Source organism: Desulfosalsimonas propionicica (genome assembly GCF_013761005.1).
Lineage (GTDB): Bacteria > Desulfobacterota > Desulfobacteria > Desulfobacterales > Desulfosalsimonadaceae > Desulfosalsimonas > Desulfosalsimonas propionicica.
This window is the reverse complement of sequence record NZ_JACDUS010000010.1, coordinates 64,895-88,675: the sequence shown is the minus strand read 5'-3', so window position 1 is coordinate 88,675 and position 23,781 is coordinate 64,895. Positions and strand designations below refer to the sequence as shown.

The 23,781-nt window shown below is 56.3% G+C and carries 25 protein-coding genes; 6 read left to right on the top strand and 19 right to left on the bottom strand.

Annotated elements, in window-relative coordinates; all coding sequences use genetic code 11:
* The first annotated feature begins 32 nt into the window (after window positions 1-32).
* The gene (gene tkt / locus HNR65_RS14245) at window positions 33-2,057 is read left to right on the top strand and encodes a transketolase (protein ID WP_181552188.1); all 2,025 of its coding nucleotides are present in this window, start codon (window positions 33-35) and stop codon (window positions 2,055-2,057) included.
* 12 nt (window positions 2,058-2,069) lie between these two features.
* On the opposite strand, the gene HNR65_RS14240 is transcribed toward tkt, so the two are convergent.
* The 6 genes from HNR65_RS14240 to HNR65_RS14215 form a co-directional block, all read right to left on the bottom strand.
* A complete protein-coding gene (locus HNR65_RS14240) occupies window positions 2,070-3,401 on the bottom strand; it encodes a B12-binding domain-containing radical SAM protein (protein WP_181552187.1) in 1,332 nt (443 codons plus the stop codon).
* Between the two features lie 24 nt (window positions 3,402-3,425).
* A complete protein-coding gene (gene ahbB / locus HNR65_RS14235; protein ID WP_181552186.1) occupies window positions 3,426-3,914 on the bottom strand; it encodes a siroheme decarboxylase subunit beta in 489 nt (162 codons plus the stop codon).
* Between the two features lie 56 nt (window positions 3,915-3,970).
* A complete protein-coding gene (mtnA, locus tag HNR65_RS14230) occupies window positions 3,971-5,062 on the bottom strand; it encodes an S-methyl-5-thioribose-1-phosphate isomerase (RefSeq protein ID WP_181552185.1) in 1,092 nt (363 codons plus the stop codon).
* A gap of 415 nt (window positions 5,063-5,477) precedes the next feature.
* Entirely contained in the window at window positions 5,478-5,819 is a 342-nt protein-coding gene (locus tag HNR65_RS14225) for a hypothetical protein (RefSeq protein WP_181552184.1), read from the bottom strand.
* Between the two features lie 73 nt (window positions 5,820-5,892).
* The gene (locus tag HNR65_RS14220; protein WP_181552183.1) at window positions 5,893-6,264 is read right to left on the bottom strand and encodes a hypothetical protein; all 372 of its coding nucleotides are present in this window, start codon (window positions 6,262-6,264) and stop codon (window positions 5,893-5,895) included.
* 33 nt (window positions 6,265-6,297) lie between these two features.
* Complete coding sequence (locus HNR65_RS14215; protein WP_181552182.1) at window positions 6,298-7,620, bottom strand: (Fe-S)-binding protein; 1,323 nt, start codon at window positions 7,618-7,620, stop codon at window positions 6,298-6,300.
* 47 nt (window positions 7,621-7,667) lie between these two features.
* Here HNR65_RS14215 and HNR65_RS14210 point away from each other — a divergent pair, with 47 nt between their 5' ends.
* The 5 genes from HNR65_RS14210 (at window position 7,668) to HNR65_RS14190 (ending at window position 11,210) form a co-directional block, all read left to right on the top strand.
* On the top strand, window positions 7,668-7,826 hold the full coding sequence (locus HNR65_RS14210; protein WP_181552181.1) for a hypothetical protein: 159 nt from the start codon (window positions 7,668-7,670) through the stop codon (window positions 7,824-7,826).
* A 61-nt stretch (window positions 7,827-7,887) separates the two neighbouring features.
* A complete protein-coding gene (locus tag HNR65_RS14205) occupies window positions 7,888-8,574 on the top strand; it encodes a DNA alkylation repair protein (protein ID WP_220128401.1) in 687 nt (228 codons plus the stop codon).
* A gap of 65 nt (window positions 8,575-8,639) precedes the next feature.
* Complete coding sequence (locus HNR65_RS14200; protein WP_181552179.1) at window positions 8,640-9,467, top strand: GGDEF domain-containing protein; 828 nt, start codon at window positions 8,640-8,642, stop codon at window positions 9,465-9,467.
* 1 nt (window position 9,468) lies between these two features.
* Complete coding sequence (locus HNR65_RS14195; RefSeq protein WP_181552178.1) at window positions 9,469-10,560, top strand: patatin-like phospholipase family protein; 1,092 nt, start codon at window positions 9,469-9,471, stop codon at window positions 10,558-10,560.
* Between the two features lie 260 nt (window positions 10,561-10,820).
* A complete protein-coding gene (locus HNR65_RS14190; protein WP_181552177.1) occupies window positions 10,821-11,210 on the top strand; it encodes a hypothetical protein in 390 nt (129 codons plus the stop codon).
* 9 nt (window positions 11,211-11,219) lie between these two features.
* On the opposite strand, the gene HNR65_RS14185 is transcribed toward HNR65_RS14190, so the two are convergent.
* From HNR65_RS14185 to HNR65_RS14125, 13 genes are all read right to left on the bottom strand, one after another.
* Window positions 11,220-11,933 (bottom strand): ABC transporter ATP-binding protein, encoded by a 714-nt coding sequence (locus HNR65_RS14185; RefSeq protein ID WP_181552176.1) that lies wholly within the window; start codon window positions 11,931-11,933, stop codon window positions 11,220-11,222.
* Between the two features lie 20 nt (window positions 11,934-11,953).
* Window positions 11,954-12,724 (bottom strand): ABC transporter ATP-binding protein, encoded by a 771-nt coding sequence (locus tag HNR65_RS14180; protein WP_181552175.1) that lies wholly within the window; start codon window positions 12,722-12,724, stop codon window positions 11,954-11,956.
* On the bottom strand, window positions 12,721-13,701 hold the full coding sequence (locus HNR65_RS14175) for a branched-chain amino acid ABC transporter permease (protein WP_181552174.1): 981 nt from the start codon (window positions 13,699-13,701) through the stop codon (window positions 12,721-12,723). The genes HNR65_RS14180 and HNR65_RS14175 overlap by 4 nt, the downstream gene beginning before the upstream one ends.
* The gene (locus HNR65_RS14170) at window positions 13,698-14,603 is read right to left on the bottom strand and encodes a branched-chain amino acid ABC transporter permease (protein WP_181552173.1); all 906 of its coding nucleotides are present in this window, start codon (window positions 14,601-14,603) and stop codon (window positions 13,698-13,700) included. The genes HNR65_RS14175 and HNR65_RS14170 overlap by 4 nt, the downstream gene beginning before the upstream one ends.
* Before the next feature lie 7 nt (window positions 14,604-14,610).
* A complete protein-coding gene (locus HNR65_RS14165) occupies window positions 14,611-15,738 on the bottom strand; it encodes a branched-chain amino acid ABC transporter substrate-binding protein (RefSeq protein WP_181552172.1) in 1,128 nt (375 codons plus the stop codon).
* A 95-nt stretch (window positions 15,739-15,833) separates the two neighbouring features.
* Window positions 15,834-16,730, bottom strand: coding sequence for a DMT family transporter (locus HNR65_RS14160; RefSeq protein WP_232364786.1), 897 nt, complete (start codon window positions 16,728-16,730; stop codon window positions 15,834-15,836).
* A 335-nt stretch (window positions 16,731-17,065) separates the two neighbouring features.
* The gene (locus HNR65_RS14155; RefSeq protein ID WP_181552170.1) at window positions 17,066-17,929 is read right to left on the bottom strand and encodes an ATP-binding protein; all 864 of its coding nucleotides are present in this window, start codon (window positions 17,927-17,929) and stop codon (window positions 17,066-17,068) included.
* Entirely contained in the window at window positions 17,926-18,774 is an 849-nt protein-coding gene (locus HNR65_RS14150) for a P-loop NTPase (RefSeq protein ID WP_181552169.1), read from the bottom strand. The genes HNR65_RS14155 and HNR65_RS14150 overlap by 4 nt, the downstream gene beginning before the upstream one ends.
* A gap of 17 nt (window positions 18,775-18,791) precedes the next feature.
* The gene (locus tag HNR65_RS14145) at window positions 18,792-19,160 is read right to left on the bottom strand and encodes a NifB/NifX family molybdenum-iron cluster-binding protein (protein WP_181552168.1); all 369 of its coding nucleotides are present in this window, start codon (window positions 19,158-19,160) and stop codon (window positions 18,792-18,794) included.
* Window positions 19,161-19,187: 27 nt separating this feature from the next.
* Window positions 19,188-19,550 carry a NifB/NifX family molybdenum-iron cluster-binding protein gene (locus tag HNR65_RS14140; protein WP_181552167.1) on the bottom strand — a complete coding sequence of 121 codons (363 nt, stop codon included), beginning with the start codon at window positions 19,548-19,550 and terminating at the stop codon, window positions 19,188-19,190.
* Window positions 19,547-19,933: a NifB/NifX family molybdenum-iron cluster-binding protein gene (locus HNR65_RS14135; protein ID WP_181552166.1), complete on the bottom strand. Its 387-nt coding sequence runs from the start codon at window positions 19,931-19,933 to the stop codon at window positions 19,547-19,549. Before HNR65_RS14135 ends, HNR65_RS14140 begins: the two co-directional genes overlap by 4 nt.
* Window positions 19,934-20,105: 172 nt before the next feature.
* Complete coding sequence (locus tag HNR65_RS14130; protein WP_181552165.1) at window positions 20,106-21,485, bottom strand: sigma-54 interaction domain-containing protein; 1,380 nt, start codon at window positions 21,483-21,485, stop codon at window positions 20,106-20,108.
* Between the two features lie 273 nt (window positions 21,486-21,758).
* Window positions 21,759-23,777 (bottom strand): acetyl/propionyl/methylcrotonyl-CoA carboxylase subunit alpha, encoded by a 2,019-nt coding sequence (locus HNR65_RS14125; protein ID WP_181552164.1) that lies wholly within the window; start codon window positions 23,775-23,777, stop codon window positions 21,759-21,761.
* Between the last annotated feature and the right edge of the window lie 4 nt (window positions 23,778-23,781).

Here is a 23,781-nt window from a genome sequence, read left to right as displayed (position 1 = left end):
TAGGTGGAACTGACAGCCAAAAGGAGTAGCTCATGAAAAAGCCAGATCCGGCCGGAAACCTTGAAGACACCGAGCTGGCAAGCATCAACACCATCCGGGCCCTGTCCATGGATGCCATTGAAAATGCCGCATCCGGACATCCCGGCGCGCCTTTGGGCATGGCCCCGGCCGCTTACGTGCTGTGGCGGCATTTCATGGCACACAATCCGAAAAATTCCGCCTGGCCGGACCGCGACAGGTTTGTCCTGTCTGCGGGCCACGCTTCCATGATGCTTTATGCCGTCTTGCATTTGTGCGGCTATGATGTGAGCATAGACGATTTAAAGAAGTTCCGTCAGTACGGCAGCCGGACCCCGGGCCACCCGGAAGCCGGTCATACCCCGGGCGTGGAGATTACCACCGGTCCCCTGGGCCAGGGCATTGCCAGCGCAGTGGGCTTTGCCATGGCCGAAAGCCATATGGCCGCAGTGTTTAACCGGCCGGGCCACGAGGTCGTGGATCATTACACCTATGTCATGTGCGGAGACGGCGATCTCATGGAAGGCATTTCCCAGGAAGCCGCATCCCTTGCGGGCCATCTGGGGCTTTCAAAACTGATCTGCATCTATGATGACAATCAGATCTCCATTGAGGGCAGCACGGATATTACCTTTACCGAGGATGTGAGCCGGCGCTTTTCCGCCTGCGGATGGCAGGTGCTGGAAGTGGCCGACGGAAATGACACAGAAGATATCCGCCGGGCCGTGCAAGAAGCCCGGGCAGATAACAACCGGCCCTCCATGGTGGTCATGCGCACCCATATCGCATACGGCAGTCCCAATAAGCAGGGCTCTGCAGACGCCCACGGCGCGCCCCTGGGTGAAGAGGAAGTGCGGCTGACCAAGCAGTTTTTAGGATGTCCGGCGGACAGCCTGTTCTGCGTGCCGGATTCGGCAATTGCCCATATGCGCCAGTGCATTGAAAACGGGCAGGAGGCCGAATCCGACTGGAACCAGCGGTTTGCCGATTACCAGAAAGCGTTTCCGGAACTGGCAGCGGAATTTCAGCGCCGCATGGCCCATGAGCCCGCACAGGGCTGGGATGCCGATATTCCGGTATTTGCCCCGGAAGATGGACCCATGGCAACGCGCAAGGCCTCGGGTGCGGTGCTAAACGCCATTGCCGGAAAGATGCCTGAGCTGCTGGGGGGATCCGCGGATCTGGCCCCTTCCAACAAGACCCTGATCAACGGTGAGCGCGATTTCGGCAAGCAGTCATATGACGGCCGCAACATCCGTTTTGGCGTGCGCGAGCATGCCATGGGCGCCATTGTCAACGGGATGTGGCTCCACGGCGGTGTGCGGCCCTTTGGCGGCACTTTTCTGGTGTTTTCCGACTATATGCGGCCGGCCGTTCGCCTGGCCGCCCTTATGAACGTGCCGGCCGTCTACGTGTTTACCCACGACAGCCTGGCCGTGGGCGAAGACGGCCCCACCCACCAGCCCGTGGAGCACCTGGCGGCCCTGCGGGCCATCCCGCGGCTTTTCGTGGTCCGCCCGGCTGACGCCAATGAAACCGCTGAAGCCTGGAAAATGGCCATTTCCGCCGCCGATCACCCTACGGCCCTGATTTTGAGTCGTCAGGGCCTGCCAGTGTTTGACAGAAACAGGCTTGCCCCGGCCGAAGGCCTGCAAAACGGGGCCTACGTGATTTCCGATGCCCAGGGCAGTCCGGATATACTGATTCTGGCCAGCGGGTCGGAAGTGGCCCTGGCAGTGGAGGCCCAGCAGATCCTGACGGAAAAGGGCAAGCAGGCCCGGGTGGTAAGCATGCCCTGTATGGAGCGTTTTGAGCAGATGCCCGCAGATTACAAAAATCAGATCCTGCCCCCGGATGTGCCGGTGCGCCTGGCAGTGGAGGCCGGTATCAGCCAGGGTTGGCACAAATATACAGGCACCCGCGGGGCGGTGATCAGCGTGGATGATTTCGGCGCCTCTGGCAAGGGCGGCCGGGTCATGGCCGAGTACGGCTTTACCGCAGGCAACGTGGTGGAAAAAGCACTGGAACTGCTGGATTGATTGAATTTCTTATCATTTTTGGATACGGTCCTTGAACCGCGCGGCCAGCTCCCATGAAAAGGCCGGCAAACAGGGCATGACCGCATTGTTGGTCAGCAGCGGATCTGCAGCCAGATCATAACGGGATGCGGCGCAAGCCGCATCCCACATTTTTGTGCCCAAAATGGGGGAATACCAGGCAATGACCGGGGTGATGCCCGCGGCCTTGACCCCGTCAATGGAGGCTTCCACCTCTGTGGGATTCTGGTTCGGCAGGCCGGCCAGCAGGTAGGCGCCCATGTGTTTCCTCGAAAACCCCGCCTCCCTGAGATATGCCGCAGCCCGGAAAAATTCTTCCGCCCCCACCTTGTGGTCCATTCCCCTTTTTTCAAAATCGGTTGTCTCCACGCCCAGGCGCAACGTTTGCATGCCTGCGGCATGCATGCGCTTTGCGGTTTTTGCCGTGATGTTTCGCACATGCAGGGCATTGGGCGTATGCAGGCGCAGGTCCATGCCCGAGCCTGCAAGCATGTCAAAAATGATGTCCGCATGTTTTTCCGCATTGACCAGCAGGGCGTCATCATAGAACACTACGTCCCTGACCCCGCACCACTTGTGCCATGACCGGATTTCAGCAACCACCTCTTCGGGATTGCGCTTTTCAAGGCGCGGCTCAATCAGGCTGCTTGCGCAGTAATCACATGAAAACGGACATCCCCGGGATGTGCGCACCGGCACAAACGGCAGGCCGCGCTGCAGGTCCAGGGCGGGCCGGGGCAGGGCATTGATGTCTCCAAGATCCGTCTTTGGCCGGATGCACCAGCCGGTGTAAGCTTCCAGCGCGTCAAAAACCGCCTGTTCCCCGTGGCCGCAGATGACCCTGTCCGCCCCTGTGGCCCGGGCTGCATGCGCCGGATACAGGGTCGCATACACCCCGCCGAGCACAACAGGCACTTTCGGATAAACCGATCTGACCGCGGCAATGGTTTCAGCCACCCCCGGGTACCAGTAGGCCATCAGGGAGGTGACCAGAACCATGTCCGGCTGCCCCGCGGCCCGGAGATCCGCGGTAATCCATTCGGGATCAGCCCCGTAGCGGCAATAACGCCTGGGCACGTCCATCAGGCGTTCGGGTTTGGCAATGGGGGTTTTGCGGTAAGGACCCCGGCCGCATCTGGCTGCCGGGTCAGTTTGGGGGTGCCGGGGATGGAACCGGTCCAGACAGTCGATGAACGTGACCCGGCATCCGTGATCCCGCAGCAGACCGGCCAGGTAAAGAAGGCCCAGGGGCCGGGCCCAGAAATCATAGGCCGCAAAATCATGAATCCAGGGATTGATGCAAAGGATGTGGGCAGCAGCGGTCATGGAAGCAAGGGAGGTTGGGGCAAATTATTCTTCCGTATCAAGCTCATCTTCAAAATAAACCATGGAGGTTTTTTTTAGTTCACGGTTGGAAAACAAAAGGGTGTAGTCGGTGACCCCGGTCTGCCCGGAAAGCTGGCGGGCCAAATCATGGCAGGTTTTGCGGTCATTGGCATGGATCATGGTATAGAGGTTATATGGCCATTTTTCATGGGCATTGCGCCGGTAGCAGTGGGACACGGCCGGGTTCTGGGCCATTTTCTCGCCCACCGCATCCACCCGGCTTTCCGCCACCTGCCAGGCCACCATGGCATTGGCTGTAAAACCGGATTTCTGGTGGCGCAGGGTGGCCCCGAACCGCCGGATCAGCCCCCTCTGGTGCAGATTGTCCAAAACGGAAAGAACGGTTTCTTCGTCTGAACCAATGCGTTCGGCAATATCCCGGTACGGCCGGGCCGATACCGGGATATCTCCCTGGATGGCGGCCACTACTTTTTTTTCCAGATCGTTTAGCATGGACTTTTACCTAACCGGCTGCAGCCTGGCAAGTCAAGGGTTTTATGATTTTTGGGCTATCGGCTGTGTTTTTGAAAAAGGGTCTTGATGGCAGTTTCTTCGGCCGGGCACACTCCCTTTTCGGTGATAAAGCCCGTGACCAGGCGTGCCGGGGTGACGTCAAAAGCATAATTGGCCGCCTGGCTGTCTTCGGGCAGCAGCAGATGCGTTTTGTTTTTTTCCACCCCGGGCATGTAGCGCACTTCGTCGGAGTCGCGTGTCTCTATGGGGATTTGGCCCACACCGTCGCGGATCTGCCAGTCAAATGTGGACGAGGGAAGGGCCACATAAAAGGCAATACCGTTGTCCCGGGCGGCCAGGGCCTTTAAATAGGTGCCGATCTTGTTGGCCACATCACCGGTGTATGTTGTGCGGTCGGTGCCCACGATCACCAGGTCAACAAGACCCTTTTGCATCAGGTGTCCCCCGGCATTGTCGGTGATCACCGTGTGGGCCACACCCGCGGCACCCAGTTCCCATGCCGTGAGCCGTGCCCCCTGGTTTAAGGGCCGGGTTTCATCCACCCAAACGTGCACGTTGATGCCCTGCCTATGGGCTTGGTATATCGGGGCTGTTGCCGTGCCGTGGGCAATGCAGGCCAGCCAGCCGGCATTGCAGTGGGTCAGGATATTGACCGGCTGCCCGGGCTTTTTTTCCGCGATTTCGGCAATCAGCGGCAGGCCGTGTTCGCCGATTAACCTGGAGTTTTCCGCCTCCAGCCCGGCAATGGCGGCAGCATGCTGCCGGGCGGCTTTTGCACGGTCCTGCTTGTCTGCGGCCAGGGCTTTTTCAAGGGTCTGATCCACGGCCCAGGCCAGGTTGACAGCTGTGGGCCGGGCCCGTCGAATGCGCCGGGCCTGTTGTGCGGCTTCATCCGGGTCTGAAGTATTGGCGGCAAAGGCCAGGTAAACCCCGTAGGCCCCGGTGACCCCGATTAAAGGCGCACCCCTGACCATCATTTCGCAGATGGCAAAAATGACGTCATCCACGTCTGCCAGTTCGGATACAACCATCTGATGCGGCAGTTGTCTCTGGTCAATGATGTAAATTTTTCCGGTATCCGGATCCTCCCAGATGGGACGGGCCGGGTTTTTTTGCAAATGGTTCATGGAGTTGGATTTCTGTTTTTTTTAAATGTGATGGTACCGTAAAAAGCTTTTTACCGCGTCCGCTGTTGTTGCAGGAAGGAAGCCCTGCGGCCGGGGTCAGTTTTTTCGCTCCTGACCGTTTACGGATTCAGCCAATGCCTTCGCTTAAAATTTCAAAAACTCGGCCTGTTGGCCTCAAACAGTTTGAAATTTTTTAGCTCCGGCATTTGCTGAATTTTTCCGTAAACACTCAATGTCGCTTACAAACCGACCCCGCCCTTGGACTTCCTTGGAAGTCTGATTTCAGATGGCGCCGTAAACAGTTCAAGATCAAGGCTTGCGCAATTTCGAAGAATGCAGCGTACTTAGCCGTACGTGAAATTCTGAGAAATTGCGCGTAACGCAGATATTGGACTTTTTACGGCGTCATCAAATGTTATGTCCGGTCTTTGGCGCCAGGCCTGCGGGCAAAGCGGCTGTCCTGGATTTTTTCTTCCACAAAGTCGCTTCTGGCCTCTCCGTCCAAAGGGCGGTTATTGGATTTGCACCACTGGAGAAGCTCGGTGACATCAATGTCCACGATTTCAACCGCATAGCCGGACTGGCGCAGCATTCTGGCCGCGTTTTCCGCATTGGTCTCCCACCGGGCAAACGTCGGTGCCAGGCTTTCGGCATCATCGGCCACCTGCTTGAGGATCTCCCATTGCTGCCGGGAATACCAGGCCAGGCCAATGGCGTTTTCCTTTTTGTGCTTGGGTTTTTTTTTTGATTTTTTCATGGCCCCAAGCATAAAACACCCGGGCAGGGTTTGCAAGCCCTGTTGCCCGGGTGTTTTTTTCACCAAAGAAATTTTACTGCACGATCCTGATATTGTGCCGGCTCCGGCGGAACTGATCCAGATGATGAATCTGGTTTCTCAGGTCCGTGCACATCATTTTGAAATAACGGACATCGCCTTTGCGTTCCGGGGCAATGTTTTCATGGTAATAGGCAAACAACGACCCTGGAGACGATGCATTTAACTGCTCCAACAACCGGCTCAGATCCCTGGCAATCCGGTAGTATTCGGATATTTCCACCGGCCGGGCCAGGACATCCTCGACCAGGCGCTTGATTTGCCGGTACTGCTCGGGGCGGGCGGATACGGCTTTCTCTGTTTTTTCCAGCGCCTGCTTCCGCCGCCGCCGCAGTTCCTCTATGCCGGGCAGTGTTTTGTCGTTCATTTCATCGCCCCTTTTTGTTCAATGCGTGGGCCCCTACATCATGGCTGTCTCCGGGTGAAACACGTTGACCTCTTTTAAATCATCGTTAAGATAGGTTCTTTCATTGGGTCCGAGAATCCCCAGCGACAGGCAGATAATGGTCCAGAGATGGACCACGCCGTAATGGCCGCCGTAATGTTCGCTCAGTTCATGGATCTGGGCATGGCAGTTATGGCAGCCGGCAATGCAGTAGCCCGCCTTGGTGGCCTGGATTTGGTCGTCCTTGATTTTGCCGAATTCCAGGCGTTCATCCTTGTATCCCGACTGGAGAAAGCCGCCGCCGCCCCCGCAGCAGAAGTTGTTGGAGTGGTTGGGGGTCATGTCAATGACGTTTTCCTCTCCAACACAGGATTTGACAACATAGCGCAGATCATCGGCAATGGCATCACCGTAGCTTTTGCGAACGATCTGGCAGGGATCCTGTATGGTGAATTTGACCTTCAGGTCCTTGTTCCAGTCGGAATTGACCTTGAGCTTGCCCTCGCGAATCCATTTGGCATAGTATTCGTAGATGTTTTTGACTTCAAACTGGTGCTCGATGTTGAACTTTTGCAGTCCGGCCCGGACTGCGAATGTGACGTGGCCTCATTCGGTATTGAGAAACGTTTTGCACCCCAGTTCATGGGCCTTGTCCGTGGAGGTCTGGATGATGTGCTTCCATGCGTCATCATCGGCCAGAAACATGCAGTAGTTTTCCCCGCCCCAGCCCTTTGAGCCGTATGTCCAGTTGGCACCCACAAGGTGGAGGATCTTCCAGAGGGGGACCATCTCGTCGGGTTCGGTGACCGGTTCCCGGGAGTTCTGGTTTAAGAAGAATTCCGCGCCCTGCTTGTCAATAGGCGCCTCCATGTCGGCAAATTCCGGCTGGGCTTCCTTGTACTCTTCCAGGACGTCCTCGACCACAAATTCAAAATCCTCTCCTGATGCGCCCATGGCACTGCAGGTATCCACCTTCAGGGCGAGGTCGCAGGAGCCCAGGATTCCTTTGGGCCGCTGATCCCTTGGCCAGCTTGCCCGTGCATAAAAAACAAGCTGGGGGATGTTGATTTTCATGGGGCATACGTAGATACACCGCTGGCACATGGTGCACATCCATACCCACGGCGTGCTTTTGATCTCCTCGTCCATGCCCAGTGCCGCCATGCGGAGAAACTTTCTGGGATCAAGTCCTTCCAGGCCGGTGGCCGGGCATCCTGAAGCGCATGCACCGCAGGTCAGGCACAGATCCAGGTTGCCCTCCTCGGGCAGGATCTGCTTGACCTTGTCCATGAAGATGCTTTTCTTGGCGCCGCCAAGTTTGATGGGTTCGTCTGCCATATCCGCAAAGCCTCCTTTTTGGTCCTTTTTGCCAGGGCCTCATAAAAATGGTTGCTGAAAAAGTTTTTCTTGTAACTGGGACTATGCTCAAAATAGGGGACCCTGCTTTCGGATGTCAAGTATTTTTAGCAAAAGCCAATAATTTTGCCGGGGTAATCAACAACCGGTTGATTTTTTGGGCGGAAAAAGGTATGCAGGAAACTTGAAACAAACCGCAGCCGAAAGTGTTTGACCATGAGTTACCAACCCGCAGATGCGTCTGTCTTGATGGCAGAGTTGCATGCCCTTGCAGACCCGGAAGCCGCTGCAGGGCTTCAGCGGTTTTTCAAGACCGCAAGGGGACAATACGGTGAGCAGGACCGGTTTCTGGGAATCCGGGTGCCTGAATTGCGTAAAATTGCTGGAAAACACCGCGCCCTTCATATCCACGATGCGGGCCGTCTGCTGCGCACTCCGTATCATGAAGCCCGGATGCTGGCGCTGTTGATTTTGATCCGGCAGTTTGCCAAGGGTTCCCTTGAGGACCGTACTGCCATTTACAATCTTTACATGGCCCACACGGAACACATCAACAGCTGGGATCTGGTGGATGCTTCGGCCGGACAGATACCCGGGGCATACCTGCGGGAGCGCAGCCGCTGGCCCCTTTATGAACTGGCGGCCTCGGATCTGCTGTGGGAACGGCGCATATCCATGATTGCCACCTGGCCCTATATCCGGGAAAATGATTTCACCGATGCCCTGGCAATAGCCGAAATCCTTGTCAGCGACAATGAGGATCTGATTCAAAAGGCTGTGGGCTGGATGCTCCGGGAAATCGGCAAACGGGACATGGCCGTGGAAGAGACGTTTTTAAAATCCCATTGTCGAGAAATGCCCCGTACCATGCTGCGGTATGCCATTGAAAAATTTCCGGAGGAAAAGCGGCAAAACTATCTCAAAGGCCTTGTCTGAAGCCGGATGCGATAACGGGTGGATACTACGCGGGATTGTTTACATGAAATACAACGGAGCAGGAATTGCCGCATTTAAGCATTAAAACCAGACTCAACAGTTTCCTCGGCCTGATTCTTTTGGCCGGGTTTTTATCGGTTTGCCTGTCTGGTTATTATACCAGCAAGGCCTGCCTGGAAAACAGTGCGGCGCGTGGCTCTTCGGCCCGGATCAGCCTTGACAGCCGCCAGGAAGCGCCTGCGGGACAAAACACGGACACGACAGTACGGACGCTGAGATACCGTCTTTACCGGAACCTGTTGATCAGCCTGATGGTTACGGCTCTGGTGCTCGTGATCAATGCCCTGGTGATCAATCGTTTTCAGGGGCAGCTCGATAAACTGGCAACCGCGGATGACTTGACCGGCATCTCCAACCGCCGGGCCTTTCTCCGCCAGGCCCACCGTGATGTGGCACAGGCCGGGCGCTATGGCACGCCGGTTTCGCTTTTGATTATTGATGTGGACCATTTCAAGAATGTAAATGATGCACTGGGACACGAAACCGGGGATCTGGTGTTAAAGGCAGTGGCCGATCAGATTCGCAACACCATCCGGGAAAATGATCTCGCCGGTCGCATGGGCGGCGAGGAGTTTGCGGTTATTCTTCCCCGCACGGACCTGGAAGCGGCCTGTGCTGCGGCCGAGCGATTACGCCGGGCCGTGGCCGATATCCGGATGCAGAACTTTGGCATGAAGCCGGATTTGACGGTCAGCATCGGGGTTGCGGCCAGACAGGATGCTTACACGGATTTAAACGAGCTGATGCGCATGGGGGATCTGGCCCTGGATGAAGCCAAAAAGCGCGGTAAGAACCGGGTTTGCACCATGTATGACCGAACTGAAAGCAAATAAAATGACAAAACAGCCCCTGACTTTCTGGGCAGGGAAAAAAGCATATGAGAAGATTCGGCGCCTGGGCCTGTCTGCCGGAGATGTGCAGGTCATGGCCGGCGCTGCGGGCGGACCCAAGTGGTTGGTATTAAACCGGCTGGACCGGGCCATATTCGGCAACTGGCTGGCTGCCCGCAAAGCTCCGCTTTTTCTTGTGGGCGCCTCCATCGGGGCCTGGCGCTTTGCCGCCGCCTGTCAGAAAGACCCCGTGGCGGCCATAGCACGGTTTGAAAAAGCCTACATGCAGCAGGCTTATCCGGACAACCCCCCGCCGGAAATCATTGATGCGGAACTCGAACGCATCCTGGACGAATTGCTGGGCGGCGACGGCCCGGAGCAGATTCTGTCCAATCCCGCATTCCGGCTCAGTATCCTGGCGGTGCGGTGCCGGAAGATGACCGGCACGGACCGCAAATCCCGCCTGATACCGGGACTGGGGCTTGCAGCGGCGGCCAATGCCGTATCCCGCAGGGGGCTGGGATTGTTTTTCGAGCGGACCCTGTTTTATGATTCCCGTCAGCGCCCGCCTTTTTTCAGGATGAACGGATTTCCCATACGCCGGGTGGTCCTGGACAAAAGCAATCTCAAAGCGGCCCTGATGGCCTCCGGCTCGATTCCCATGCTCATGTCGGGCATAAAAAACATTCCCGGCGCTCCGGCCGGCATGTACCGTGACGGCGGGATTCTGGACTATCATCTCAATATTGATCTTCAGCCGGGGGGCGAAGGAATCGTTTTGTTTCCCCATTATGCCGAAAAACTTGTGCCCGGGTGGCTCGACAAGCAGGTGTTCTGGCGCAGGCCTGATTTTTCCCTCATGGACAATGTCCTGATGATCACCCCGTCTGCGGATTTTGTCACCCGGTTGCCCATGGGCAAGATTGCCGACAGAAACGATTTCTACACTTTTGCCAGACAGGATGACAAGCGAATGGACTGCTGGCGCCAGGTCGTTGACCAGGGCCGTCACCTGGCCGAGGATTTCATGGAAGCCGTTGAAACCGGAAATATTCGGAATCGTCTGCGTCCCATTTCAGATTTGTCCCGGCGTTAAATTTGATGAGCCTGTAAAAAGTCTTTTTTACAGGCAGTGTTAAGTTTTAAGTGATTAAGTGTTGATGCCTTCGTAAAAAGTCTGATTTCAGATGGTGCCATAAAAAGTTCAAGATCAAGGCTTGCGCAATTTCGAAGAATGCAGCGTACTTAGCCGTACGTGAAATTCTGAGAAATTGCGCGTAACGCAGATATTGGACTTTTTACGGCGCCATCAAGTTTCATCAATTCAGAATCGCTACAGTCAATAAGGAAGCAAAAATGAAAAATCTGTTTATATATTTTACCGCAGGCTGTATCGGGGCTGTGGCAAACAGCCTGGTGGTGTGGTTTTTCGGGGATATCGGTATCACAAAAGCCGCCGGGGTGGCCATTGCCCCGGCACTAAGCGCCCAGTGGCTTTACGCCCGCATTGTCTGGGGCGGGATCTGGGGCTTGGTGTTTGTTCTTCCCCTGTTTCGGTCTAACCTGGTGTTAAAGGGCAGCCTGCTGAGCCTGCTGCCCACCATTGTTCAGCTGCTGGTGATTTTTCCGGATGCGGGAAAGGGCATGGGGGGCATGGCGCTGGGCACGCTGACGCCGGTATTTGTGCTGTTTTTCAACTGGATCTGGGGGGTTGTTGCGGCCGCAGCCATCAAAATCGCCCGGTGAATGGATTGATCACAGGTCTGCGGCGCCCAGATAGGCCTGCACCACATCGGGATTTTCCAGCAGGGCTGCGGCGGAATCGGCCATGACAATATGGCCCACTTCCATGACATAGCCCCGGGTGGCCAGTTTCAGAGCGACCCGGGCGTTTTGCTCCACCAGCACCACTGTGACCCCGGCCTCGTTGATCTGGCGGATGGTTTGAAAAATCTGGCGAACCAGAACCGGGGCCAGTCCAAGGCTGGGTTCGTCAAGCAAAAGCAGCCTTGGATTCGACATCAAAGCCCGGCCAATGGCCAGCATCTGCTGCTCCCCGCCTGAAAGGGTGCCGGCCAGCTGGTCCCGGCGTTCGGCCAGCCGCGGAAACAGTTCCAGTATCCAGTCCAGGCTTTTTTTGATCCGCTGCTGGTTTTTGGAGGTAAATGCCCCGAGATCCAGGTTTTCCTGAACCGTGAGTGTGCCGAATATCCGGCGGCCCTCCGGGGCCTGGGTGATTTTTCTGGTCACGATTTTAAATGCGGGCAGTTTGTGGATGGGTTCACCGTCAAAATGGATTTCTCCTGCGGTGGGACGCACCAGCCCGCAGATGGTATTTAAAGTGGTGGATTTGCCTGCCCCGTTGGCTCCCAGCAGCGTGACGATTTCCCCCTGGTTCACGGAAAGCTCAATGCCGTGGAGGACTTGTACGTTACCGTAGGAGACATGCAGGTTTTTGACTTCCAGCATAAGGTCCCTTGCCGATTGGTTTAAAAGTCTTCATCATCGCTGCCCAGGTAAGCCTCGATCACCAGGGGGTTTTTCTTGATTTCCGCGGGCGGGCCCTCGGCGATTTTTTTGCCGTATTCCAGCACCACCAGGTGTTCGCATGCCTTCATGACCAAGCTCATGTCGTGTTCGATTAAAAGCACGGTGATGCCCCGGGCCTGGATCCTGGCAATCAGGGAAACCAAAGCGGCGGTTTCCAGCTCGTTCATGCCGCCGGCCGGTTCATCCAAAATGATCAGTTGCGGATCCGAGGCAAGTGCCCGGCCGATTTCCAGAAGCCGCTGATTGCCGTAGGAAAGATTGCGCGCCAGATTTTCGGCCTGGTCAAAAAGCCCAACGAACTCCAGTTCTGCCATGGACTTGGCCAGGGCCTGGCGTTCTTCCTTGTGCTGGCGCGGCAGCCGAAGCATGGAAGCCACCGGCCCGGAGCGCATCCGGCAGTGGCATCCGGCCAGCACGTTTTCAACCACTGACATGTTGGCAAACAGCCGGATGGTTTGAAAGGTCCGGGCAATGCCCGCTGCCACGATCCAGTGAGTGGGCCGGCCCGTAATATCCCGGCTGTCAAAGGAAACCGAGCCGCTGTTGGACTCATAGTTGCCGGTAATCAGGTTAAACACCGTGGTCTTGCCGGCCCCGTTGGGTCCGATCAGACCGAACACCGCTCCCCGGGGAACTGCGAAGCTGACACTGTCAACCGCCAGCAGCCCGCCGAATCGCTTGGTGAGATTGTCCACCTGAAGCAGGCTCACAAAGACACCTCATTTTTTTCCAGCTTGTCAATGGGATAGCTTCGGGGTTTGGGCGGGAGAATGCCCTGGGGCCGGAAAATCATCATGATCATCAACGCCAGGCCGAAAATCAGCAGGCGGTATTGCTGAAGCCCCTGGAAAATTTCCGGCAATCCGATGATCAGTGCCGCGCCCAGCAGTACGCCGGCAATATTGCCGGACCCGCCAAGGATCACGATCATAAACATCACCACTGATTCCCAGAAGGAAAAGGACTCCGGAGAGATAAATCCCATCTTGGAGGCATACAGGGTGCCGGTCATGCCGGCCCAGACCGCGCCGATGACAAAAGCGGCCAGTTTGTACCCGGCGGTGTTGATGCCCGAGCCTTCGGCGGCCACTTCATCAGAGCACAAAAATTTCAGCGCCCGGCCGAAGCGTGAATTTTCCAGCAGATAGAACAACACGATGGTAATGGCCAGAAAAGCGGTGACCAGGTAAAAATAATGGGCCGGAGCCACAATCCCGTTGATTCGGAATCCGAAAACGGTGGGACTGGAGATCCCGAAAATCCCGTTGGCCCCGCCGGTGATGTCAAATACGTTGTTGATCAGGGCAATGCGCACGATTTCCACCATGCCGATGGTGACAATCAGCAGATAATCGCCCCGCAGGTGAATAATGGGACGGGCCACCACCAGGGCGAAAAGCCCTGCAGCCAGCCCGGCAAGGGGCATGAGCCACAAAACCGGCACCCCCCATGCGGTGTTGATAATGGCGGTCGTGTATGCGCCAATGGCGTAAAAGGCGGCATGCCCCATGTGAAACATGCCCCCGTAGCCCAGGATAATGTTTAACGACAGGCCCAGCAGGGCATAGATGGCCACGTTGTTTAACACGTCGGTCCAGTATTTGCCGATAAACAGCGGCGCGATTAGCCACAGCAGAATGATGGCCCCATATGCGGGTTTTTTGATTCGTCCGGCCGCAGGTTTCATATTTTTTCCGCCACCCGTTCACCCAGCAGGCCCGTGGGCCGGACGATTAAAATCAGTATCAGTACGAAAAAGGCAATGGCGTCCTTCCATGCCATGGAGATATAGGTGGCCCCAAGTGCCTCGATCACACCCAGCAGCAGGCCGCCCACCATGGCGCCGGGAATGTTTCCGATGCCGCCGAGGATGGCTGCGGTAAAGGCTTTTAAGCCGTAGACCCAGCCCATGGTAAATGTGATCTGGCCGTAGTAAAGCCCCACCATTACGCCGGCGGCCCCGCCCAGGGCCGGGCCGATGAAAAACACCAGCATGATCACCCGGTCCACGTTAATGCCCATGAGCCGGGCCGCATCCTGGTCAATGGCTGCAGCCCGTATGGCTGTGCCGATTTTGGTGCGCTGGATAAACACGTAAAGCCCGATCATCAGGGCAATGGATGCGCCCAGAATCACAAAGCGCATCACCGGTATGGGCAGGCCGAAGATGTAAAAAACCTGGCTGGGCAGCAGTCCCTGGGGATAAACCCGGGTAGACGGTCCGTAGACCAGCATCACCGTGTTGGAAAGCACAATGGAGGCGCCCAGGGCTGACACCACCGCCGAGAGCCGCGGGGATGTGCGAAGGGGCTTGTATGCGGCCCGGTCCAGCAGAATGCCGATGATGCCCACAAGCCCCATGGCCATTACTGCCAGCAAAATAACCCCGGCGGCACCGCCAATGTGGTCGGTCAGTGACAGGGATGTGAGCAGGGTCAGGCCAAGATAGGCGCCGATGGTAAACAGGTCGCCGTGGGCGAAATTAATGAGCTTTAACACCCCGTAGACCATGGTGTAGCCCAGGGCAATCAGGGCGTAGATTCCGCCCACGGCCAACCCGTTTGTCAGCTGTGTGAAAAATTGCTCCAATTCCGGGTTACTCCATGAGCACGAAGTTGCCGTCCGCATCCACCCGGTAAACCCGGTAGACATCGCCGATGCGGTCGCCTTTTTCGTTAAAGGCGATATCGCCGGTCAGTCCGGGAAAGCCTTCCATTTCATCGTGCAGGTAATCAGCCATTTTTTGGGTGTCAGTGCTTTCAGTTTGCCTGATGGCCTCAACGATTACCCGGAATCCGTCGCCGGCCAGCACCGCCCAGATGGAACCCGGTGTGCTTTGGTACCTGGCTTCATAGGCATCCAGAAATTCCCGGGCCTCCTTGGTGGGCAGATCGCCGGGCACGGGCGGGGACAGAAAACGGAAGCCCTCTGCCGCTTTATTGCCGGCAATTTTGACAAGATCCGGGTTGTTGGTGGCATCGCCGCCGATAAAGGGCACATCCCAGCCTTTTTCCATTTTCTGGCGAAGCATGAGCCCGGCTTCCGGGTAATAACCGGTAAAAAAGACCACGTCCGGATCCTTGGTTTTCATTTTGCTCAAAATGGTACCGTAATCCTGTTCGCCCGGTGTCAGGGCGTCAAAGAATACGATGTTGACATCTTCTTCTTTATCCAGCAGTTTTTTGGCTTCGTCTGCCAGGCCCTTGGCGTATGTGGTGTTGTCGTGGAGAATCGCGATGTTTTCATAACCCGAATCCAGAAGGGTTTTGACCGCCACCCGTCCCTGTTCGTCATCGCGCGGGCAGGTGCGGAAAAAATAGGGCAGGCCCTTTTCCGTCAGGCGTACGGCAGTGGATCCGTTTGCCACCTGGATGATGTTGGCCGAGGCGTAAATGTTCTGGGAAGCTTCGGTAATCGATGATCCATAGGTGCCGACCACAGCGGCCACATCCCGGGTGGCCATGCGCTGGGCGGCCAGGGCGGCAGTGCGCGGATCGCCGCCGTCATCACCAATGACCACCTTTACCTGTTTTCCCAGCAGGCCGCCTTCGTTATTGACCTGGTCGGCCAGCAGTTCCACGATTTGCTTCATGTCCTTGCCCTCTGCGGCCCAGGACCCGGTCAGGGGGCACATGAGTCCGATTTTGATGGTGTCCTGGGCAAGCGCCGGGGCGGTGGTTGCGGCCACAATACCGGCCAGCACCAAAAACAGCAATTTTTTCATATCCCCTCTCCTTTCTTGAATTGGTCTTGTTTTTATAAGTCGGGTTCATAAACTGCAATAGCTGTTCTTAGCGAACCCGGGCCCGGGAGTCAATATCAATGAGCGCTTTTCGGCGCAGATGTCCGCTGCAGCAGGCTGCCGGCCACAATCAGCACCAATCCGGCAATCGTGGATATCCGGATCATTTCACCCACCAGCAGGTGGATAAAGACCAGGGAAAGAAACGGCGAAAAAAAGATCAGGGTGCTGATCCGGGAGGTGCTTTGGGTTAATTTCAAAGCGTTTAACCACAGCACAAAGGTAATGCCCATCTCAAATACGCCCACATATGCCGCCCCGATCAGTCCGGGAACCGAAGCCGGCCGGGGATCGGAAAAAAGGGTGCAGGTCACCAGGATAAGGGGCAGGGCAAAAACGAAATTCAAAAACAGCCCGGCCACCGGATCATGGTGGTCCCGGGTGCTGTAAATCCAGTACAGGGCCCAGACCACGGTGCTGCCCAGGGCCAGGGCCACGCCCGGACCACTTGAAAACTGCATTGCCAGGGGGTCGCCCCGGGTGGAGATGATAATTACGCCCAGGTAGCTGATGAAAATGGCCGCCAGTTCCCGGACGCCGACGGGTTGTTTGAGCAGGGGGATGGCCAGAAGCGAAAGGGTAATGGCCCATGTGTAGTTTAAGGGCTGGGCCTCCTGGGCCGGCAGCAGGTCATAGGCGGCAAACAGGATCACGTAGTACAAAAACGGGTTTAACGCCCCGAGGCCGGCGGCCCGCCAAAGGTCTTTTTTTGAGTAGGCCGCCAGCAGTCGGAATCTGCCGGAAACCCCCAGCACGGCCCCCAAACATAAAATGGAGAACACATCGGCCCACAACAGCAGCTGCAGGGGATGGAAATGGCCCAAAGACAGCTTGAACGCAGAGGCCACCGTGGACCACAGCAAAACCGTGGCCCCGGCATAGACATAAGCTTTTTGCTGGCGGGTGAGAGGCAATTTTTTTCCTTCAGCAAAGAAGCAAAATTGATGGCACCGTAAAAGTTCAATATCGGCGTTACGCATGATTTTTCAGAATTTCACGTACAGCTAAGTGCACTGCATTCTTCAAAATTGCGCAAGCCTTGGTCTTGAACTTTTACGGCGCCATCTCAAAATTGACTTTTTACGGGCACGTCAAATTTTATTACCATAAAATGCGGAAATCTTTTTTCTACAGAAAACAAAAACCGGAAACAAGCATTTTCTAAATGCCTGTTTCCGGCAGAAGTTTAAACCCTGAGCCCGTGATTCCTGAACTTTGAACCTTGAACTTTGAACACCTGACCCGGGATTTAGGCCATATAGTTGCCCACTTCCTCCCAGACTTCGCGCACGGCCTGGCAGGCCGGGGCTTTGTCATCATATTCAAACAGGGTCCGGGCCTGGACCATGGATTTGGTCATGGCCGGATCAAAGGGAATCTGGCCCACGCAGGGCACTTGATTGTCTTTGGCGTACTGCCGGATTTCCCGGGAAATGGACTCATTTAAATCATACTTGTTGATACAAAGCATTGCCGGCACGGAAAAGTGGCGGGCCAGTTCCACCACCCGCTGCATGTCATGGCGGCCCGACAGGCTGGGTTCGGTGACAATCAATACCCCGGCTGCCCCGCCGATGGCGGCAATTACCGGACAGCCCATTCCGGGCGGACCATCTGTGAGCACCAGGTCACGGCCTTCTGTTTCGGCAATCTGGGCTGCCTTCTTGCGCACCAGGCTGACCAGCTTGCCGGAATTTTCCTCGGCAATGCCCAGGCGCGCATGGACCATGGTGCCGTAGCGGGTGTCGGATATGTACCAGTTGCCGGAATGGTTTTCCGGAAAATCAATGGCCTTGTCGTCGCAGAAATAATAGCAGACCCCGCAGCCCTCGCAGGATACGGGATCCACCACAAAATCCGCGTTTATGGCATTAAACCGGCACAATTCCAGGCATTTGCCGCATTCGGTACACCGTTCTTTGACGATGGATGCCGTGTGCCCGGCCATAAATTCCTGGCTTTCCCTGATCTTCGGTGACAGGATCAGGTGCAGGTCGGCTGCATCCACGTCTGCATCGCAGAGCACGGGCTTTTGGGCCAGCTGGGACAAAGCCGCTGTGATGCTGGTCTTTCCGCTGCCGCCTTTTCCGCTGATGACCACCAGTTCCTTCATTGTTCCCTCCCGGTCGCAAGTTGGCAAATCTTTTCATAGAGCGTGGCAAACCGTTGCCGCCATTGCGGAAAACTTTCCACCAGGGGTTCGCCCCGGGAATAGGCCTCTGCAATGCCCCGTTCATAAGGGATCTCCATTAAAACCGGGAGGTTTTCGGCGGCTGCGTAATCTGCCACCCGGTCGTCTCCGATATCCGAGCGGTTGATGATCACGCCGCAGGGAATTTCAAGAATTTTCATGGTTTCCACGGCCAGCTGCAGGTCGTTTAACCCAAAGGGTGTGGGCTCGGTGACCAGGACAACAAAATCCGTGTTCTGGACAGCAGCGATGACCGGGCAGGAAGTGCCCGGCGGGGCGTCGATGACGGCTGTTTTCTCCGGTTTGATGCGGGAACGGATCTGCCGGATTAAGGGAGGTGCCATGGCTTCGCCGATGCGGAGGCGTCCGTGGACAAACTCCAGGTCATTGCAACGGCCATGCTCGATAATGCCAATGGTTCTTTTGCCTTCCCCGATCGCCCCTGCCGGGCACACTGCCTGACATCCCCCGCATCCGTGGCAGAGTTCGGGAAATGTCATTACGGTATCGGCAATGGTGATAATGGCGTTGAACTGGCAGATTTCCGCACACAGCCCGCACATGGTACACTTGTCCTCATCCACCACGGGCACCGGCATAAATACACTTTCTTCCGGTTCCAGTACGGGTTTGAGAAACAGGTGTGCATTGGGCGCTTCCACGTCACAGTCCATTAATTGTGCTGAATTGCCGATGGCCAGGGCGAGGCTGGTTGCCACGGTTGTCTTGCCGGTTCCGCCCTTGCCGCTTGCCACGCTGATAATCATGGGTAAATCCTTTATTTTCAATGCCGGCACTGGTGGCCTTCTTTATCGCCGCCACCGCCGGAACATGCATTGTCTCCTGTTTCCAGGCAACTGTTGAGATATTGGGCCACCAAGAGCTCGGGTTCATCCACCGGGGCACCGGTAACCACACGGATTCCGGCCCGGGAAAACAGATCAATGGCCTTGCCGCCCATGCCCCCGGCAAGCACCACATCCACCTGCTGGTCGGCCAGCCATTTGGGCAGCACACCCGGTTCATGCGGGGGCGGTACCAGGAACTGCTTGTCCTGCACCTGATTGTTTTCCGTTGAAATGAGTGCAAATTCCTGAGCATGGCCGAAGTGCGCCGTCAGTTTGCCGTTTGCCAGAGGAATGGCAAATTTCATATACATTCTCCTTGCTTGTTGTGTTGGTTACATCCAGTGGCCGTTTACATTGGGCCCGGCTGCAGCGGCAAGTCCGCCTTTTTTGTATTGTTCCACCGCTTCCTTGACACTGCCTGAAAGGCCCGTGATAACCGGGATTTTGGCCTGTTCCAGAACGGCATACGCCTTTGGTCCGCAATTGCCCGTCAGCACCGCGTTGACCCCCTGGTCGGCAACGGTTTTGGCTGCCTGAATGCCGGCGCCCTGGGCGGCGTTGAGATTCTGGGTGTTTTCGACCACCTCGAAAGTAAGGTCTTCCGGGTTCACGACAATAAAGCAGGCCGCGCGGCCAAATCGTGCGTCCAGATCTGAGTCCAGTGTGTTGCCTGTTGCAGAAACCGCGATTTTCATTTTTGTCTCTTTCCTTTTCGGTTTTTGGCGCGTCTCCGGTTGCGCCTGGAAAAGCAACCCGGCATGCTCATCTCGGCACTGGGAAGGGCGCCCCGGATATAGGCATCAACGACTTCCCGAATATCGCCGGCAATGAAATCATGCCGCCGGATTCCATAAGAATCCAGGACGGCGGCCATTTGACGGGAAACCGCCCCGCAGAGCAGAATGTCAACTTCCATGTCAAGCAGCCGCTGCACCTTGTGCACGGGGTGATCGTTTGCAAAATGCACGGTAACGCGATTGACCACCCGGCCGTCTTGCACATCCATAATCTGCAGTTGCCGGGATACATCAAATACCGGGGATATTCTGCCGTTCCATACTGCCAGGGCAACCTTCATTGCCGTTTCACCTCCAGTCTTTTGAGACTGAAGCATAATGCATGCCATTTGCGCCGGTTGATAAAATATTATCGTTATTACAGATTGTTATCCAATGATGCAGATACTTTCGGATTTCTTTTGGGCTGCAGTCGTGCATTTGTATTCAATTACGGTGTTGCAGTTTTGCAATTTATTCCGCCATTCGATTGCGCCCGTCGTATTCGGGGAATGCAATACCCAGGGATTTCATTTTCCGAAACAGGGTTGTTTTGTGAATGCCCAAATTGCGGGCTGTTTTCAGCCTGTTGTACCCGTTTTCCCGCATGGCTTCCCGAATCAGCTGGGCCTCGAAGGCATTGACCGCATCCTGGAAGTTGGCTGCCGTGCTGCCCGAGGATTTGATCCCGCCGCAACCCTCCGGCAGGTGCCGGGGTTCGATCCATCCATTTTCGCATAGCACGAATGCATGCTCGATACGGTTTTCCAGTTCCCGGACGTTTCCCGGGTAATCATGGGTCATGAGCAGGCCCATGGCTTCGCCGGTCACGCCTTTGACGGCCTTGGCCTGAATGTGGTTGAACCGCCCGATAAAGTGATCCACCAGCAGCGGGATGTCTTCCTTGCGCTTTCGCAGCGGCGGAATGTCGATTTTGATCACGTTGATCCGGTAAAAAAGGTCCTGCCGGAACTCTCCGGCTTCAACCATTTTTTCCAGATCCCGGTGGGTGGCGGCAATCACCCTCACATCCACGTCTATGGGCGCGGTTCCCCCCAGGGGCTCCACCTGTTTTTCCTGCAGCACCCGCAGCAGGCGCACCTGTAAAGCCGGGCTGATATCGCCGATTTCATCAAGAAAAAGAGTGCCCCCCTGGGCCCGGGCAAACCGGCCGGGCTTGTCCTGGTTGGCGCCCGTAAACGCACCAGCCTTGTAGCCGAACAATTCCGATTCCAGCAGCGTATCCGGCAGAGCCCCGCAGTTAACCGCCATAAATGGCCCCTTGTTTCTCGGGCTCAGTCCGTGGACGGCACGGGCCAGCAACTCCTTGCCGGTCCCGGTCTCTCCCCGGAGCAAAACCGTGCTCGTGGACGCCGCTACCTGGGCTGCCAGTTCAAATATCTGCTGCATGTCCGGGCTCCGGCTCACCATGTCACCGAGCTGGTATCTGCCGGAAAGTTCCTTGCGCAGCGCTTCGACGAGGCTTAGATCCCGGAAGGTCTCCGCACCTCCGATGATTTTGCCAGCGCTGTCCCTTAGCAATGCCGTGGAAACACTGACAGGAATGCGGGTACCCTCTGCATCCACGATGAATCCGGAACGGTTGATTTCAGGTTCTCCGGTTTTCAGGGTGCGCTTCATGGCGCAGTCCACCTCGCACATGCTGGCGCGAAACACCTCGTAGCAGGGTTTCCCAATGGCCTCCTGTCGGGAAATCCCGGTGATTTCCTCTGCGGCCCGGTTAAATTCCGAGATCCGCCAGCTTTCATCAATGGTAAACACCCCGTCAGAAATGCTGTCGAGTATGGCTGCCGCGGATTCCGGGGAAATCTGCCGTGTTGTTTCCGTATCCATATTTTTTGTATGAATCTGAGGATAAAGTGTTCTGGCTACAGTCATCATCGGATACCAGCGCCTTGGGTCGATTTGAAAAATCTATATCAAATGAGCATAGTCTCATTTTGTATGTGAGAATATGCTCATAATTTTCAAAAATGCAACCCTTAATTTTCAAAAAAACGCAAGTGATCGTCAGAAAGTCATCGGCAGGAAAAAAACAGCCGGGGACGCAGTTGTGTTCTGCGCCCCGGCATGGGGCCTGGGACAGAATGGGGATAAGATTTTATTTTAGGCCGGTTCTTTGGCAAATGTGACCAAAACGTCGCCGGATTCCACGGTCTGCTGTTTTTTTACCCGGACCTCGTCGACAATGCCGTCTCTGGGAGAGGCCACGCCGCTTTCCATTTTCATGGATTCCAGGATGGCCACCTCCTGGCCCTTGTAGACCCGCTCTCCGGGCTTGATCCGGACTTCGACCACCTGGCCAGGCATGGGGCAGCGGATGACATTTTCGGAAACCTGCTTGATCGGGCTGGGCATGTGTGTGGCCAGTTCCCATTCCCGGGGCGTGTAGATTTCGAAAATCCGGTTCACCCCGCAGTAGGACCCGGCGATGAAGTTTCCGGCAAAACGGATGATAAACCGGTGAACCAGGCCGTTTATGGTCAGCTTCAGGCGGCGGCGGTAAAACTCCAGGGGCGGGTGGGTCACATCGTAGTCCCGGCTGTTTATGGAAAAAGTCCAGTTGTTTTCCGCGGAATTGAGGCGCAATTTCACCTCAAAGGCGTCATCGCCGCACTTGACACGGTATTCGTGCTGCTCCCGGGGCGGGATGCGGGTGCCGATGGGCGAGACCATGGGCTTTAAGGATTCACGCATCAACGTATTTCTGCAGTGAAAGATCAGGGTCACGGCCATGGCCAGACGCCGGAGGTGCTCTTGGGGCGGCGGATCCTTTGCTTCGGCGCCGTCGAAGTTCTCGGGGATGAAGTCAGTGGTGAGCTTTCCGTCCGAAAAGGCCTTGAGATTGAGAATCCGGTTGACAAAATCCACGTTTGTTGTCACGCCTTCGATATGATAGCCGTTTAATGCTCCGATCAGGCGCGTTCTGGCCTGCTCCCGGGTCTTGCCCCAGCAGATGATCTTGGCCAGCAGTGAGTCGTAGAACACGCTGATCAGGCTTCCGGCATGAATACCGCTGTCCACGCGCACGTGCCGGCCCCGGGGCTCGGCATAACGGGTCACCAGGCCTGTGGCCGGGAAAAAGGCTTTGTCCGGGTCCTCGGCGCAAATTCGGGCCTCAATGGCCCATCCCTTGATCTGCAGGTCCTTCTGGGCCAACTTCAGGGGCTTTCCGGCAGCAATTTCGAGCTGCATTTCCACGAGATCCAGGCCGGTGACCATTTCCGTGACCGGGTGCTCCACCTGCAGGCGGGTGTTCATCTCCAGAAAGAAAAATTCGCCCTGGGCATCCATGACAAATTCCACGGTGCCCGCATTGGTGTAGCCGGCCTGGTGGACCAGGCTGCAGGCCACCGCCCCCATTTTTTCCCGCAGAGCCGCGTCCACACCCGGGGCCGGGGCCTCCTCGATGACCTTTTGGTAGCGGCGCTGAATGGAGCACTCCCGCTCTCCCAGGTACAGGGCGTTTCCAAATCCGTCGGCAATGACCTGGATTTCGATGTGACGGGGCCGGGAAATGTATCGCTCAATGAAAATCCGGTCATCGCCAAAGGCTTTTTGGGCCTCTGCCCGGCTGGCATTCCAGGCCGGTTCCAGGGCCTCTTTTTGTTCCACAATGCGCATGCCCTTGCCGCCCCCGCCGCCTGCGGGCTTGAGGATCAGGGGGTAGCCGGTTTCTTGGGCGGCCCGGCCGGCCGCGGCAAAGTCGGCCAGGGGTTCGGTGCCGCCGGGAATAACCGGGACCCCGGCCTTTTCGGCAATATGCCGGGATGACACCTTGTCACCCATCTTCTCGATGGCGGCCGCTGAAGGGCCCACAAAGGTGATTCCGGCTTCTTCGGCCATCCGGGCAAACTTTGGATTTTCAGACAGAAACCCGTAACCGGGATGGATGGCATCACATTGTTTCTTTTGTGCAACGCCCAGGATCTTTTCCATGTCCAGATAGGATTCCGCAGCCGTGCTGCCGCCGAGAAAAACGGCCTCATCGGCTTCCAGCGCATGCTGGCTGCGCATGTCAGGCTCCGAGTAAACCGCTACCGTGGCAATGCCGAGTTTCTTGCAGGTTCTTAAAATGCGCACTGCGATTTCGCCGCGGTTGGCAATCAGGATTTTTTTCAACATTTGC

Bases quoted from the DNA above. Each gene is read 5' to 3' on its own strand.
- HNR65_RS14210 (WP_181552181.1), top strand. From the start codon at position 7,668: ATGGTTGCTGAAAAAGTTTTTCTTGTAACTGGGACTATGCTCAAAATA.
- HNR65_RS14130 (WP_181552165.1), bottom strand. From the start codon at position 21,485: ATGGATACGGAAACAACACGGCAGATTTCCCCGGAATCCGCGGCAGCC.
- HNR65_RS14135 (WP_181552166.1), bottom strand. From the start codon at position 19,933: ATGAAGGTTGCCCTGGCAGTATGGAACGGCAGAATATCCCCGGTATTT.
- HNR65_RS14205 (WP_220128401.1), top strand. From the start codon at position 7,888: ATGGCAGAGTTGCATGCCCTTGCAGACCCGGAAGCCGCTGCAGGGCTT.
- HNR65_RS14195 (WP_181552178.1), top strand. From the start codon at position 9,469: ATGACAAAACAGCCCCTGACTTTCTGGGCAGGGAAAAAAGCATATGAG.
- HNR65_RS14220 (WP_181552183.1), bottom strand. From the start codon at position 6,264: ATGAACGACAAAACACTGCCCGGCATAGAGGAACTGCGGCGGCGGCGG.
- HNR65_RS14140 (WP_181552167.1), bottom strand. From the start codon at position 19,550: ATGAAAATCGCGGTTTCTGCAACAGGCAACACACTGGACTCAGATCTG.
- mtnA (WP_181552185.1), bottom strand. From the start codon at position 5,062: ATGAACCATTTGCAAAAAAACCCGGCCCGTCCCATCTGGGAGGATCCG.
- tkt (WP_181552188.1), top strand. From the start codon at position 33: ATGAAAAAGCCAGATCCGGCCGGAAACCTTGAAGACACCGAGCTGGCA.
- HNR65_RS14190 (WP_181552177.1), top strand. From the start codon at position 10,821: ATGAAAAATCTGTTTATATATTTTACCGCAGGCTGTATCGGGGCTGTG.
- HNR65_RS14240 (WP_181552187.1), bottom strand. From the start codon at position 3,401: ATGACCGCTGCTGCCCACATCCTTTGCATCAATCCCTGGATTCATGAT.
- HNR65_RS14185 (WP_181552176.1), bottom strand. From the start codon at position 11,933: ATGCTGGAAGTCAAAAACCTGCATGTCTCCTACGGTAACGTACAAGTC.
- HNR65_RS14175 (WP_181552174.1), bottom strand. From the start codon at position 13,701: ATGAAACCTGCGGCCGGACGAATCAAAAAACCCGCATATGGGGCCATC.
- HNR65_RS14155 (WP_181552170.1), bottom strand. From the start codon at position 17,929: ATGAAGGAACTGGTGGTCATCAGCGGAAAAGGCGGCAGCGGAAAGACC.
- ahbB (WP_181552186.1), bottom strand. From the start codon at position 3,914: ATGCTAAACGATCTGGAAAAAAAAGTAGTGGCCGCCATCCAGGGAGAT.
- HNR65_RS14145 (WP_181552168.1), bottom strand. From the start codon at position 19,160: ATGAAATTTGCCATTCCTCTGGCAAACGGCAAACTGACGGCGCACTTC.
- HNR65_RS14165 (WP_181552172.1), bottom strand. From the start codon at position 15,738: ATGAAAAAATTGCTGTTTTTGGTGCTGGCCGGTATTGTGGCCGCAACC.
- HNR65_RS14225 (WP_181552184.1), bottom strand. From the start codon at position 5,819: ATGAAAAAATCAAAAAAAAAACCCAAGCACAAAAAGGAAAACGCCATT.
- HNR65_RS14125 (WP_181552164.1), bottom strand. From the start codon at position 23,777: ATGTTGAAAAAAATCCTGATTGCCAACCGCGGCGAAATCGCAGTGCGC.
- HNR65_RS14150 (WP_181552169.1), bottom strand. From the start codon at position 18,774: ATGATTATCAGCGTGGCAAGCGGCAAGGGCGGAACCGGCAAGACAACC.